Here is a 14,364-nt window from a genome sequence, read left to right on the forward strand (position 1 = left end):
ACATCTGCTCGCGCAGTGCCCAGCGTCTTATGACACTCAGTGTCGCCACGTCTATCACTCCTGAAATCTCCTGCTGCTAAAAGCAGCAGGATAGGGTTCTCACGTGGGTCAGCTTTCAATGGAAATTGATGCTCTAACTGGGTCAGTTTTCAGTGGAAGACAACAGCGTTGGCAATGCGTTCACATCCTTAGATTTTTCCTATGCGGCGTGCCACTTTGTGTATTGGCCGCGGTGGCTGCGGGGCCACTTCTTGCCTGCGGATACTCGCCCCTCAACTTCACAGGCCGCATCGCCTTGATCGCAATGGGCCTCACACCGCCGCCTCCTCCACGGCCACCTTGACCGTAAGCTGTGCCGGAGCGCGTAGTCGAATGCCCCATGGCCATGGCGACTTCGACCCTGCTCCATCCCGCAGCGACCAAGTCGGCCTTGAACTGATGACGAGCGCTATAGGGAGATAGCCTCCCGCGCTCCTTCCTTTCAGGAAATGCCCTCGCGCAGGCTCTAGCAACACGCTTGGCATAGGTGTTCACCAGACCAAGGTTGCACTTGCGCGAGTCGAGCGTGTGGCCTACTTTCAGCATGCGCGCCAACATCAGGGTGACGCCGTCTGCCGCAGGAAGCCTCAAGCAGCGAGAGGGCTGTCCCACGTATTCATCGCACTTTGCCCCTTTGACGCGCGCCACCATCGTGCCGTCACGCCGTAGTCTGACCTGGACGCCGTTTTCAAGCTCCTGTGGGCGACATCCTGTCACACATTGAAGTAGGAAGAGCAACCTGAGGTCCCCGACCATTGCACCTGCAACACGCTCGCGCCAATCATCTTTGGCAGTTCGAATGCTGAAGGACTTGCTCTTCTTCGCATACCGCTTGGCCTTGCCGTCTGACTTGAACCGCTCTGGGGCTTCGGGTGGCACCTCCCGCAGCGCCACGGAGAGGGCGTCGAGCCTCGACACCAATTTAACCCCTGCTCGTTCGAAGGTTTTCGAATGGCTCCTTGCCTTGACATCACGTTGCCAAAATTCCAGCTTCGACTTCGTCGCGGAAGTTTCGTCTTCGAGATAGCGCTGCACGCCAGCCTTGAACGTGTACCACGAGTTGTAGTTTCCAGACCTCTCCTCAACGAGATCCCAGACACTCACATTCACGGTCTGTGCTTCGGCGAAGACTGCGGCCGCTCGCGTCTCCATACGTGCCACGGTCGAAGGACTCGCCCTCTTCGCACGAGGCAGAAGCTCCTCATCGCTATAGCGATTCAGCGCAACGAGACGCTGATCAGGGCTGGCACTGGGAAGTACCGTGCGTTCCGCTACTCTGCGTCGGTGCATTCTGAGCAGCTCGCTCGTCGCTTCTTGGATGAGCAAAGCATGCTGCACAACGTCCATGTCTATTCTCGGCTGGGAAGTCGATGGGGTGGCCTCGTTGCACGCACGACTGGAACAGGCGGGAATAGGACGAAACAGATGCGATCCCACAACCCCACCCCCTTGTAGAGTTCGACTCTGGCCTCGCCGATGCGGGCAAGTGACTCCCGTTCGAATCGCTCCAGCTCCGACCGAAAGGCCTGCAGCCGCTCGATTTCATCCAGTGCCTGGCCGCGGCTTGCTTCGGCCTTCATCGCACCCTTTTCGAGCCGATTTGCAGATTGATTCAATCCTTCGGCGCGATCTGCCAAATTCTCATAGATCCTCTTAGCGGTTTCGTCTGCCCGCAAGAGGTTTCGTTCACCCGCAGAATGAATCGCAAGAATGGCGCTCGTCAACCCGCCGGCAAGGTGCTCGGCAGTCGCCCTCAACTCGGCGTTGATGGCCTGAAAGGCTGACTTCTGCTGATGCAGGAGGGACTGAAGACTTCTCAGCCCTTCCTCTCTCGCCTCGCAACTTTCTTTCACCAGTCGCTCTGCCGATGCCTCGATTCGCGTTGCACTATCAGCAAAGCGTTGGGCGCGAGCGATGTACTCGGCGAGGATATGAACGTTGTCGTATCGGAGGTCGGATGGGCGGACCCCTTTGTATAAATCGTTCGGTTCTACCATGCACACCTCGCGCTTCAAGCCGCAGACAGACTTGCCAATGGCGACGAGGCCCAAACCTGCTTAAACTGCTCAGCGAGCCGGCGAGCACGCTCGCGCAAGAGGAAAGCTTGCGTAAGCCGATAGCGTTGATCGCCATCGGTCTCGACCGCAAACGCCGCATCGTAGTCGGTGTCATCGGCGGCGAGTTGAATCACAGAACGATCGTCTGCGTTGAAGACGTCGAACTTTGGCTCCTGCGGGATGGCAACGCGACAGAAGTGAAAACCAATCTTTTTCGAAGCAAGATCCAGCTTTTTAAAGCTGTCGAGTCCGTCTTCGGGAGACTCGATATTGTTGGGCAACACCACGATTCGAGCGGGGTCAACACCGAGGTTGTCGATGAGGTCAACAATCGTGGAAAGCGAGTCGTTCATGACCCCGGCGCTGTCGGTGCAAGGGATAACCCAGCAATGGATCCGACCAGCGATGGCGCCAATCGCCCGAAGCTCTTTCATGACCGCCTGGTAGTTTGAGTTGCCAACGTCAATGCAGAGGCTCTTAGTCGCACCGACCACGGCCTCGGCGACGAACTCGAACTTTCGACCTGCGACCTTTGCCTTTGCTCCCTGCCCGGAGTCATTGAAGGTTTCGACCTGAATCCAGTCCGCACCAAGAAGTGGAGCGACAAGGTGCTTGGAGATGGTGGACTTACCGACCTTCCCGGCTTTGTTAATGACGATGACTGAGAATTTGTCTTTGATGATCATGTTGGTCTCGGAGGTTAGGGTGATTGCATTTGCGCTAGCCATTTGTGACTAGGACATCGTCGGGTTCTGGCTGCGTTCGGATACAGATACTTCGGTCATGAACTCGCGGACGTCAGTCCTTTTTTTGATCGTGGTCTCGATTGCAGACTTCGGCTCGTGCACCAGTTGGTTCGACAACGGGCGGGGAGGGTCGAGACCTTGTTTCCTCTCCGACGGCCGTGCGGCCTGGTTAACATTGCTCTCCTGAAACGGTCCACCGAACCCCGTGTTCGCGAAGACGGCATTCAACTTTTTCAATTTTTCGATGCGAGCCTTCACCCACAGGTGAACAGCCTGGCGAGTGATCGTCACCCCTCTCGGAGGCTCGGCGAGCCAGTTCACGATGTCCTGCATGGATTTGCCCTCGCGGGTCATGATCAGGACCTCTCTGGCGTAGGGCTCCAACACCCTGCCCTTGGGGCCAGGCTTCGACCTTGCGGCCGCGTGTGTAGCAATGTTGTCCAACACTTCGCGCCCTCCCCGCTCAACCTGCCGGCTTGGCAATACGCACGCGCCGCCTGTCGTAGACCTGGCGCACCATTCGCTCGCTGCTGTGCATGGTCGCGTCGACCACATCGCGGTCACCTCGAGCCATCTTGTCACTGACGCCTTTGGGGCGGCAGTCCTGCAGAGAGAACTTCGTGAACGCGACCTTGCGCTTCTCAGCCTCCTTCATGCACTCGGCCATGAGCTTCGCAAGGGTCGCCTTCCAGCCGCCTTTTGTGTATTGCTGCCCGCTCAAGTTTCCGAAGACGTACCAGGTGCCAGCAACTTCACGGCGCTCGATGGCAAGCGCTTCGTCCATGGTGGACTTGAGTTCCGGGCTCCATTCGATGACACCCACTTTCATCGCCTCGCCGCGCTGCCTTTTCGCGGCTTGCCACTCGATGCCGTCTTCTCGAATCTGAGGGCGCGTCAACCCGCGTACCTCGACCGAACGCCGGACACAGAGAAACGCCGTCTTAAGCGCCAACGCGACGATGTGCTGAGGGCCACCCATGCGCCGGCCGACCTCGACCGCGAGACCAAGCTCGCTATCGGTCACATACCTATCGCCCTTCTGGGTTGCCAGTTTCTCCACATTGGCGAACGGATTCGCCTCGATGCGTCGCGTGCGCACGGCGTATTCGAAGATGACACGGCCTAGCGCAATTTCCTTGTTTCCTTTTTCGGCGCGTGGACGAGGCTTCCCTTGCTTGTCGCGAGCAAGCAAGCACGCATCTAGGTAGTCATACGCCTCACCCTTCTTAATGTCAGCGACGCGCCACGCTCCCCAGGCCTTGCACAGCATGGCGGCTTCTCGCTTGTTCTCCTTGAGCGTGCTCTCTGCCCGCTTCTGGGCGGCCAGCGTCGGAAGTCTCTCTTGCCACGTGAACCATGCGTCGCACAGCGCCTGAAAGCTATCGTCTGAAGGCTTTCCGAGGCGAATAGCCGCACACCGGCTGATCGCCTCACTGCGCAGGTCGTGGATGCGCGCCTTGTCGGCAATGTCGCAGTGCAACCGGAATTCCCAGCTGCCATTCGGATTCTTGTAGCCAATGGAGTAACGAAGCTTGCCTCGCCTCTCATAGACGCGGAATGGCAGGCCATCTGGTCGGTCCCTGCGGCGAATCACAGCAGACCCGCCGTCATGAACGAGTAATTGGCCTTCCTCTTGCGCTCTGGCTGAATGCCGGATAACCGCGCGTCGCGATACGCGCGCAAAACTTTCGGGATGTCGCCACGGCGTGCAGGCGGCTCATAAACCCAACCTCGCGCCTCGAGCCAAGCGCACATGCGCTTTGGTTGCAGCGTGCCTGTGAGGGCACCGAGCTCTTCTCGGGACATGAGCGCGCCGACGTGGTCGTATCCGGCCTGATCGACAAAAAGCCCTGATTTAACGTTACATAAACCATAATCTGCCGTTGCATATCTTGAGTGTCGCATAGATGTTCACTTGATCTTCTCTATGTGAAATAGCATACTGACGACCATGGATCGCCACAAGTTTTAAGTTTTAATTTAAAAAATTAACGTTATACAAAGGACATTTATGGCTAGAACAGTGAGCTGGCTTGCCGCGGAACGCACGGCAATGATCGGAATCTTTAAGGAAATGGAGCGCAACTCTTCATACACGCGTGACGGAGCAACCCGTGGAGACTTGAGCCTTATGCTCGCGCGCCTCTCACAGGAAGCGGCTGGCAAAGACGGGCGGGCACGCTCGCTTTCAGCAATGCGTCAAGCGTGGTGGAGATGGACTACCGATGGGCCAAATGCATCGACACCGCCCGTGCACGAGATGGCATTGATGGTTCGATATGCCAAAAACAATGGTTGGTTGCGAGACTTGAGCCGACCGGACTGTTTGTCACTCGTGAAGCGGCTGATGAACGAACTCAACAAGCATCGAGTAGTCGGACAAAGAACACGTGAGGTAGCCTGGGCTCCGACAGTGCGCATCGCGGTTGAAAGCTTCATCGACTTCCTTGAGACACGAATCGTCGAACGCGCAGAAGGTGACTACAAGAGCGTAGTCATCCCTAGCGCCTTGATCATTCAGCAGGAAGTGAGCGCGCTGTTTACTGAATTGACCGAGCGTGTGTTAGTCGGCCTCAATACGCCGCGTGAAATCTTCAAGGAACCGCACGAAACCGACACCTACCTTCAGCCCCTCGAAGGCTGGCCTGAGACGTTTCGAAGACTCGCGTCCGATATGTCCGAAATCCTAAACAGCGCCGCGAAGGAGTACGAAGAGATCGAAGCCTCGCTTTTCCCTCCTCCATCTGATTCAGGAAGCACTCTGCGGCGAAAAAACCTCCTTCACCGGTCGCCGAGGAACGCTGAACCGCACTAGGCAATAGCTTGGTTTGTAGTCAGAAATTCCGCTGTAAGTTAGTGATTCATATAGGTGTCAGCGGGACTCTTCGGCTTTTTGGGGTGTTTTTCGACCTGCTTGAGATCTGACTCCCGTAAAAGTCCCGCAGCAATCTGCACTGTTAGGCGCGGCCTACCCTCCCTCGCTGCAGCCAAAATTGATCACCGTCGCGGTAGATCAGTGCACACAAGGTATAAGGCGTATCAGTCGCCTGCGATGTACAACGCCGGTTTTGCGGGCGATCTCGTTAGGCCGTACGATGCAACCATGACGACCTTCGCAGAAAACCTCAAAAGAGAGATCGCCCGAGTAGCACGCAAGGAGCTCAAGGCCGAGCTCGACGCTTTGCGCAAGACTTGTACGACCCAGCGGTCAGACATTGCAGCCCTCAAGCGCGACGTAAAGTCATTGCAAGGCCGCTTGTTTCGTGCCGAGCGCGTGACCCACAAGACAGCGGCGGTAGTGTTGCCATCAGTTCCCCCACCGACCAAGCCCGCTACCCGCTCGCCTGTGGGGGCGCTGGGCTCTTTTAACCACGAGGCATTTGCAGACTTCCGCAAGACCCTGCGAATCACACAAAGTGAAATGGGCCGGTTGGTGGAGGCATCTACGCTATCAGTTTGGAAGTGGGAGACCGGCAAGGCGCAGCCCCGTGCAGGAGCTCTTCTTCGGATCCAGACCGCCATGAAACTGGGAAAGCGCGCCGCCATAGCTAAGGCCACAACACCTACCTGATTGGGATCGCGGGAGGTCGCGGGCGTTTCAGGCTAACGCGTCGACCTGAACGCCAAAAAGCTACTGGGCACGCGCGATGGTGGTGGCCATGGTGGCGTCGCCCAGATGCTTGCCCCGGTTCCGCACCACTCGGCCGGGGGTTATGACGATGGCGTGGCGCAGCTCGTAGCGCTGGTGAACCATGGCCTGCAAGAGCTCGGCGCCGATATCCGCGATGCGCCGGGTCAGGAATAGGTCGTCCGTTTGCGGAAACAGGACCAGGATGTTCGCCTGCTGATTCACTCCTCTTGGCGCTAAGAATATTCACATAATGCTAAATCGTGGACTATCAAAAAATCGAAATTCGCAAGCCACCGGGGCTGGCTGGTTCATGCGATTTGAAGCACTTTCAGAAGGCAATCCCAGCAACGCTGCCGCCAATCCACGCCAGTGGCTACGGCGCCGCTTGTGCGAGCACGCAAATTCCACACGCCCCTTCCAGAAACCGCCACTGATCGATCGTTGGCGGCTTGCGGCAGCTACCTCCAGTTTGACAAGCTTCGCCACCTCATCGTTTGTTGATCAGGCGCCGGCATTTTGCGAGGCTACGCTGAACGATCTCGAGGTGATACGGCGCGGTCTCACGCGTGATGACCGTCAACGCGGCCTCGTACGCCCGCACCGCCTGGTGCAGCCGCTCGGGGTCGTTTTCGCGCTCGCCAAGGGTGGTGAGGGCATCGCCCAGATTGTTCTGCGTCATTGCCCAGTGCATCGGTGCGCGCTCACGCGTGTATTCCTGTAGCGCGGCCAGGTACGTCTGCACCGCCTGCTGGAGCCGTTCGATGCCACCTTCGCGCTCACCAAGGGACTTGAGCGCATTGCCCAAGTTGTTCTGCGTCATCGCCCACGCGAGCGGAGCGCGCTCCCGCGTGCGCTCCCGCAGCGCCGCCTCGCACGCTTGCACCGCCTGCTCAAGGCGCTCGGTTCCATTTTCGCGCTCGCCGAGGGTTGTGAGCACACTGCCCAGATTGTTCTGCGTCATCGCCCACTCCAGCGGTACGCGCTCGCGCGTGTACTCCTGTAGCGCGGCCAGATACGCCTGTACTGCCTGCTGCAGCCGTACGATACCGCCTTCGCGCTCACCAAGGGACTTGAGCGCATTGCCCAGGCTCATCTGCGTCATCGCCCAGTGCATCGGTACGCGCTCGCGGGTGCGCTCCTGCAGCGCAGCCTGATACGCCTGCACCGCCTGTTGCAGCCGTTCGGTGCCGCCATCGCGCTCACCAAGCGTCTTTAGCGCGGTACCGAGGTTGTGCTGCGTCATCGCCCACTCCAGCGGCACGCACTCGCGAGTGCGTTCCTGTAGCGCTGCCTGGTACGCTTGCACCGCCTGCTGCAGCCGTTCGGTGCCGACATCGCGCTCACCGAGGGTCTTGAGCGCGGTACCCAGGTTATTTTGCGTCATCGCCCAGTCCCGTGGCGCTCGCTCGCGAGTGCACTCCTGCAATGCGGCCAAATACGCCTGCACCGCCTCCTCGAGTCGCTCGGTACCGCTTTCGCGCCGACCAAGGTCACTCAGCACGTTGGCAAGGTTGTTCTGCGTCGTCGCCCACTCCAGCGGCACACGCTCGCGCATGCACTCCTGCGACGCGGCCCGAAACGCTTGCGCCGCCTGCAGCAGCCGTTCAGTGCCGGGCTCTCGCTTTCCTAAGACCGCCAACGCAGTGCCAAGCCAGACCAACGCCTCACCGCGCTCCTCGCGACTCCCGGCCACCGCTAGGCGCCTGCGTGCCAACGCTTCCGCCACCTCCAGGGGCAAGCGCAGGCCGCGCTCCTCGCCTTCTGCGCAGTACGCTCTGAGCCTATTTTTGAAGAGCTCACTCGCCGCGGCGCACACCGGATGATGGATTCCAACCAGCCTCTCCACCGCATCGGCCACGCGCTGCGGCTGGCGCAGTAGCATCGCCTGGCTCACGGATGCCTCGAGCAACTGCACACGTCGGCGCCGCGCAGCTTCACGCTCGCCCGCCTCGCGCCGGTCCAGTTCCGCAAGAGCCTGGTCGATCGACTGTGCACCTTGCTCGAGCTGACCTTCCTCGATCGACTGGCGAACACGGACGAGCACTTCGTCAACGAACAGATCCTGGTAGTACGACGAGTGCCCTTTCGCGATAAGCTCCAGAGCGACGCTCACCGCGGCATCTAGCTCTTGCACCGCGCGATCAAACTCGATCAGGTCATCTGGGCGCAAGCGCTTGGCCAGGGAAAGCACAGTGTTGTGAGCGAGTTGGCCTGGCCCGCTACCAATCTGCCCTTTGGCTTCAATGGCAGCCACCAGTTGGGCCAGTTGCTCTTGCATCCGGTCGAGCATGCCTGTCTGGAGATCGATCTTCGCGTCAACAACCGAGACCTGATCACTCAGGACTTGCCAGCGCGCAGTCCACTCAGCATCGACGCGCCCAAGCCAAGCAGCGAGCCCACCTTCGATTGAGGTGCCGCCTAGCGAATCGAGCAAGCGGTCGAGCCGCGCATCTTGGCCACGCAGCAGCTCAAGGCACTGCTGTCCAAGCTCTACCCCGAAGCCCCCGATGGCGATCACAAAGGCTTGGCTCGCCTCTGGATAGCGATCTGGACTCTTAATCGTCTCGGCAAAAACGGCATACACCAAGTCGCCGAAGGTGCGCCGACTGCTGGCCCCTGGCACAGGAAGGCCCTGGCGGGCGATCTGCTCGTGCAGGCTCGGCACCTCGTGTATCGGCCAACCGGATACCGCCGCTACATTCTCGCGAAATGACTCTGTCATAGCTTCACCAGCGGCCGCACGGTTCCCCGTCATCGTCGCGGGCAAGTCGACGACGAGTTCCCGCAGGTGCCGGTCCATGGGAGCATGTCCCGGGTGAACATCGCGGTCGAAGGCCTCAGCACGCAGCGCACGCAGACCAGTGATCAAAACGGTCGAGAAGCGCTGAATGTCTCGACTTTGCGAGGCCCATTCGGGCGTTGCGCAGGTTTGCACCACCGAACAGTCGATCTGCAGCGCCGCCTCAATCCAAGCCAGGCGCAGTGCGCGCAGCAGGTCTTCGTTGGCCGCGATTGACGCAAAAGGGTTGACGTCGTTTAAGCGTGCGATGGCACGCTGCCGAAAGCGGCGAGGAACCAGTTTGTTGACGGCCGGCAAACCGCCCAGGACCGTGCCGAATATCTCCTCGCCCCATCCCGACGCCATAGCTTCCTCCTGAGGAACGCCCCCCGCGCACTTATGGACACGGTGTTGCGCGGCTGTGCGTCAAGGTCCTTGTAGGGCGTCCTCAAGGGGCTACTTGACGCAGACGACTTCCTGTTACGGTTGCCGTTGAAGGCGCGCCAGGCCAACAACAAATACTTCAAAGCTGACCAGCTTCACTCAGTCTTGAGGAAATAGTCAGTTGCGCAAGCGTGTCCGAGTGGATCATGTTAGCTACTACCCCGAAGGCCAGCAACGGGCCGAGGCTGTTTGAAAACGCCTGAATCAAGTAGAAAGTCGACCTTTCAGATCGCGTCAGCATCCACGATCGAGACCATGGGAAATGGTTTTGCCGCCCGTGAAAACGGTGTGCGCACACGTTTTCACCCAGTATCGGCCGATAGCCGTCATGCCAGCTCAGTCGAAAGCGGGTCGAGGCTACACGCATATTGCATTCACATTCTGTGGCTGCGGTTGGTAGGGAATTCCATGCACGTCGCTGTGTGGACGCTATGCTTGCCTCTCGAAGGACAGCGATGCTTTTGCCATCGCAAAGACAGAAGCCCTCGATAGATCATAGGGTTACGGGACAGTCGACTTGGCTAAATTTTCCGGATCCAGTCACCGGATCCAGTCACCGGATCCAGTCACGAACGCGACGGCGCTATTCGTTGCTCCGAAGAGCTTCGAGTGCTTCGTCCAGTGTTTCGACGGCCTCCAAATGGAGAGCAATAGCGTTCGCATCGAGCTCAATCCCGGAGGGCATGTGCGGCAGTGCGCTGCGGTAGCTCAAGTGCGTAAAGAGATTTACCTTCGCGCGCGAGTCCGACCAATCCTCATTTTGAACGCAGCGACGACTCGCGATAACTATATCTTATCGAGGCTTATTTATGGGCATGCGGAAGAGGGGTTTTGGACCCCAACTGGTCCATGATCGCGCCCATCGGCGTGCTCTTGTCCAGCACCTTGCGCTTGCCCGGTCGCATGGCCACGTGCCAGTTGACGGCGATGTCTTGGGTCTCTTCGCGCTTGCCCACGCCCAGGTAACCAGCGTCGTCATAGACGTCCGTTTCTTCTCCATGCACCAGTGCGTGCGGCTGCGTCACGTCGTTGACGTTGGCCGCTGTACCCACCACCGTGTGCACCAGGCCCGAGTCCGCATCGACCCCAATGCGCGCCTTCATCCCGAGTGTCACTGGTTGCCCTTCTTGGTCTGGTGCATCTCGGGGTCGCGCCCGCCACTGCTGTTCTTGGTCGAACTCGGTGCTGCGATCAAGGTGGCATCAACCACCGTGCCGCTCTTCAGAAGGAGCCCCTCGGCGGCCAGCGTGGCGTTGACGGTGGCCAGAATCTGCAAGCTCAGGTTGTGGGCGACGAGCAGATGACGGAACCGCAGGATGGCGCTCTCGTCGGGCAGGTTGTCTGCCCCGGCATCCAGGCCCACGAATTCACGAAACAGCGCCATGTCGTGCAGCCTCTTCCATGGACGGGCCCGAGAGGTTGAACAACTGCTGGACGAAGTGAATGTGCAGCATGGTCTCGACGGCAAACGGCGGGCGCTCCCCTTTGGCGCCGCGCGCTGGCGCGTGCGGTGCAATCAGCTCAACCCACGGCACCACCAGGTTCATCTCGTCGAGGAACTCGCGCTTGCGCGTCCTCTTGGTTTTGCGCTCGAATCCGCTCTCGCCCAGGCTCACTTGTTTCATGCCGTCACTGTCTCACATCGGGCCAGGGGCACCAGGGTCGTGCAGACGCTCCCTAGCGTGATTTCCACTGCCAGCGGCTGGTTGCAACCGAACCTGACACCTTTGTAAGGAAGCAGACGGGCTCGCGTCAGGCAGGCTTATACATACTTCGACCATAGCGAATAGGAAGTCCAAAAGACAGAACAGTCCATTAGGTAACCTTAGTCGACTTGAGGCGTTGCATTTTTCTTGGCGGCGTCAGTGCCCATATTGGGCTGAAGCACTTGTTTAAACTTTCCGTTCACCTCTTTACCTTAATTGCCAGGAGTTCAAATGACATTCGCACAAGCCTCCTTCACCAAGCGCTCAGGTCTTTGGTTCGCGGCGACTCTTCTTGCCGCCTCGTCTGCTACTGCGGCGGGCATACACGGCGGCGGACACGATGAATCGCCCATTGGCGAAGCTGGTGTTGCTGGCAAAGTCTCACGGACCATTCAAGTCGATGCCGCAGATAGCATGCGTTTCACTCCCTCCCTGGTAGCCGTCAAGAAGGGAGAAACGATCCGCTTTGTCGTCACAAATTCTGGCAAGGTACCGCACGAATTCAGCCTGGGCACGGAAAAGGAATTAAAAGAGCACTACGAGGTGATGAAAAAAAATCCGGGCATGGAGCATGAAGAAGCTAACAAAATTTCCTTAAAGCCGGGAAAAACAGGTGAGGTCATCTGGCGTTTCACCAAGGGTGGAGTCGTTGATTTCGCCTGCCTTCACCCGGGGCACTACGAGGCGGGGATGAAGGGTCAAATTAGTGTGACCAACAAGTCAGCATCAGCGGTCTCGCCTTCACTAGCAGCTGCTGGTCCCGTACCGGCGCAAATGACGATGGTGCAAAATAAATCGGGCATGGACCAAGGAAAGATGGGAACGGCAGCCAGTCCTGGCTTGACGGACGGTGAAATCCGCAAGATTGATAAAGAAGGCGGGAAGATTACGATCAAACATGGAGAAATTAAGCACCTGGATATGCCCGCAATGACCATGGTTTTCACAGCCAAGGAAAAGGCAATGTTGGACAAGGTTCAGGTGGGTGAAAAAATTCAGTTCATCGTCATCCAAGAAGCAGGCAAGATGGTCGTAACGGACATCCAATCTCGTAAATGATTTGACTGCGAGCAGCGATACGGCTTTGGCGAACCGCAGGGTTAGAGCTGCAGAGCCTTTCCGTGCTGGGCCATTTCGCGAAAAGCGGCAATTGACTATTCGCCAGTGAACTTGGGAAACCTATCTTCTTAAAAATCGCGGAGAAATATGAAAATTCATCTGCTCGCTAAAAACCAGGTACGCTGCTTCCTAGCGACTGTATTTTTCGTTCCGTCTCTCGCATTAGCGCAGGCTCCAGAGCCGGAAACCATCAAGACGGATTACAAGCTTGCTTACAGGTCGGCTTTGTCGGAATACGAGCCCTACAAGGAGCAATCTGTTCAATCTTGGAAGGAAGCCAATGACAAGGTGGGGGAGATTGGGGGATGGCGTGCCTACGCCAAGGAGATACGCCAAGCGGAGCCTGCGACCCAATCTGATCAGCCTGCTCCAGGACATGATGCTCCTCATGGAGGCAAGAAATGATCCGCCTCTTACGAATGCGCCATACGAAAGTCGCGATCGCTGCAGCTGCTGTTGTGGTGTTGTCGGGTTGCGCCAGTGTGAATCTGGAACAAAGCCTGTCTAGTGCCAATGCGACGGCAAACAGTTTTACGGATGGCCAGCTCACACTTGCCCGTGACCAAGGCGAACGTGATGGCTTGCGCAGACGTGCTTTGGATCTGCTGAGTAAGCCTCTGGAGCAGAAAGACGCCGTTCAGCTTGCGCTCGTTAACAGTCCGTCAATGCAGGCCATGGTGGCTCAAAGTTGGGCTGATGCATCCATGGCAGCCCAGACCGGCCGCATTGCCAATCCAATTCTCAGCCTCGAGCGTATGCGCTTGGGAGACGAAACCGAAATTGGGCGACTCCTGTCCTTAGGCCTGCTGGACTTATTGATGTTGCCTGCGCGCAAAGGCATTGCAGAAGGGCGCATCAAGCAGGCCCAACTACGCCTGAGCAGCGATGTGGTCGATCAAGTCACTCAAGTTCGCCAAACCTGGGTGCGTGCTGTCGCGGCCCAGCAGACTTTCTCGTACACCCAGCAAGTCTTTGCTAGTGCCCAAGCCAGTGCCGAATTGGCCAAGAGGCTGCAAGCAGTCGGCAATTTTAATAAGCTGGACCGAGCACGCCAGCAAGCCTTCTATGCGGATACGGCGAACCAATTAGCCGTTGCTCAGCACCAGTCCACAGCAGCTCGTGAAGAGTTGATCAGGTTGCTGGGCCTGGATGACGACCAAGCAGTGATGCTTAAGCTGCCAGAGCGTTTGCCTATATTGCCCAAAGAGCCTTTGTCTCCTCAGGCAGCGGGCCGTCAAGCGTCCCAAGCTCGATTGGACCTTCAGATCGCTAAGGCGGAATATGACGCTGCCGCCCGTGCGCAAGGCTGGAACACTGTGTCGACGTTCACAGACATTGAGTTAGGAATTCGAAGAGATTCCGTTTTTGACAGGGCAGACAATTCCAAGCAGACACGTCGCGGTTTTGAAATTAGCTTAGAGTTGCCGATTTTTGATTGGGGAGGCATGCGGCGCGACTCGATGAATGCACAAACGTTGGCCGCTGCTAACCGCTTGGAGGCGACGGCTCGCGCGGCTGGATCAAGTGTTCGAGAAAGCTATTCCGCCTACCGAACCGCTTACGACGTCGCTCGGCACTACCGCGATGAGGTGATCCCGCTTAGGAAAACCATCTCAGAAGAAAATCAGTTTCGTTACAACGGAATGCTTATTAGTGTCTTCGAGTTGCTGGCCGACTCTCGCGATCAAGTGAACTCCGTCATGGCGGCCCTAAACGCCGAGCAGCAGTTCTGGCAAGCGAACGCTGCACTCCAAGCCTCCCTCATCGGCAAGCCTACAAGCGCTGGAGCCTCGGGCGGCAATGCTGGAGTCGCCACTGAATCTGGCGCAGCTCATTGATCCCA

Annotated in this window: 12 protein-coding genes and 2 pseudogenes; 5 read left to right on the forward strand and 9 right to left on the reverse strand. The window is 58.1% G+C overall.

Annotated features, from left to right (window positions below):
- Positions 1–180 precede the first annotated feature (180 nt).
- From AC07ZS_RS12705 to AC07ZS_RS12730, 6 genes are all read right to left on the reverse strand, one after another.
- On the reverse strand, positions 181–1,386 hold the full coding sequence (locus AC07ZS_RS12705) for a site-specific integrase (protein ID WP_382160039.1): 1,206 nt from the start codon (positions 1,384–1,386) through the stop codon (positions 181–183).
- Positions 1,387–1,388: 2 nt separating this feature from the next.
- On the reverse strand, positions 1,389–2,090 hold the full coding sequence (locus AC07ZS_RS12710) for a hypothetical protein (protein WP_494798969.1): 702 nt from the start codon (positions 2,088–2,090) through the stop codon (positions 1,389–1,391).
- The gene (locus AC07ZS_RS12715) at positions 2,051–2,782 is read right to left on the reverse strand and encodes a hypothetical protein (protein ID WP_382160045.1); all 732 of its coding nucleotides are present in this window, start codon (positions 2,780–2,782) and stop codon (positions 2,051–2,053) included. Before AC07ZS_RS12715 ends, AC07ZS_RS12710 begins: the two co-directional genes overlap by 40 nt.
- A 48-nt stretch (positions 2,783–2,830) precedes the next feature.
- Positions 2,831–3,196, reverse strand: coding sequence for a hypothetical protein (locus AC07ZS_RS12720; RefSeq protein WP_382160048.1), 366 nt, complete (start codon positions 3,194–3,196; stop codon positions 2,831–2,833).
- 109 nt (positions 3,197–3,305) lie between these two features.
- Positions 3,306–4,322 (reverse strand): hypothetical protein, encoded by a 1,017-nt coding sequence (locus AC07ZS_RS12725; RefSeq protein WP_494798970.1) that lies wholly within the window; start codon positions 4,320–4,322, stop codon positions 3,306–3,308.
- A 110-nt stretch (positions 4,323–4,432) separates the two neighbouring features.
- Entirely contained in the window at positions 4,433–4,648 is a 216-nt protein-coding gene (locus AC07ZS_RS12730; RefSeq protein ID WP_382160053.1) for a DUF4224 domain-containing protein, read from the reverse strand.
- Between the two features lie 541 nt (positions 4,649–5,189).
- Here AC07ZS_RS12730 and AC07ZS_RS12735 point away from each other — a divergent pair.
- A complete protein-coding gene (locus AC07ZS_RS12735; RefSeq protein ID WP_382160056.1) occupies positions 5,190–5,657 on the forward strand; it encodes a hypothetical protein in 468 nt (155 codons plus the stop codon).
- A gap of 288 nt (positions 5,658–5,945) precedes the next feature.
- Positions 5,946–6,413, forward strand: a complete 468-nt coding sequence (locus AC07ZS_RS12740) for a transcriptional regulator (RefSeq protein WP_382160059.1) — start codon at positions 5,946–5,948, stop codon at positions 6,411–6,413.
- A gap of 75 nt (positions 6,414–6,488) precedes the next feature.
- Here AC07ZS_RS12740 and AC07ZS_RS12745 read toward each other — a convergent pair.
- The 3 genes and pseudogenes from AC07ZS_RS12745 to AC07ZS_RS12755 all read right to left on the reverse strand — a co-directional run.
- Positions 6,489–6,686 (reverse strand): annotated as a pseudogene (locus AC07ZS_RS12745) (ATP-binding protein); the annotation flags it as partial.
- Positions 6,687–6,960: 274 nt separating this feature from the next.
- On the reverse strand, positions 6,961–9,618 hold the full coding sequence (locus tag AC07ZS_RS12750; protein WP_212745177.1) for a tetratricopeptide repeat protein: 2,658 nt from the start codon (positions 9,616–9,618) through the stop codon (positions 6,961–6,963).
- 917 nt (positions 9,619–10,535) lie between these two features.
- Positions 10,536–11,321, reverse strand: a pseudogene (locus tag AC07ZS_RS12755) (IS5 family transposase); the annotation flags it as partial.
- A gap of 312 nt (positions 11,322–11,633) precedes the next feature.
- Between AC07ZS_RS12755 and AC07ZS_RS12760 the strand changes: the two are divergent.
- From AC07ZS_RS12760 to AC07ZS_RS12770, 3 genes are all read left to right on the forward strand, one after another.
- On the forward strand, positions 11,634–12,461 hold the full coding sequence (locus tag AC07ZS_RS12760; RefSeq protein ID WP_382160065.1) for a copper-binding protein: 828 nt from the start codon (positions 11,634–11,636) through the stop codon (positions 12,459–12,461).
- 147 nt (positions 12,462–12,608) lie between these two features.
- Positions 12,609–12,926 (forward strand): hypothetical protein, encoded by a 318-nt coding sequence (locus tag AC07ZS_RS12765; protein ID WP_382160068.1) that lies wholly within the window; start codon positions 12,609–12,611, stop codon positions 12,924–12,926.
- The gene (locus tag AC07ZS_RS12770) at positions 12,923–14,359 is read left to right on the forward strand and encodes a TolC family protein (RefSeq protein ID WP_382160071.1); all 1,437 of its coding nucleotides are present in this window, start codon (positions 12,923–12,925) and stop codon (positions 14,357–14,359) included. Before AC07ZS_RS12765 ends, AC07ZS_RS12770 begins: the two co-directional genes overlap by 4 nt.
- The last annotated feature ends 5 nt before the right edge of the window (positions 14,360–14,364 follow it).

The sequence above is a fragment of the Hydrogenophaga sp. GW456-12-10-14-TSB4 genome (assembly GCF_059424305.1).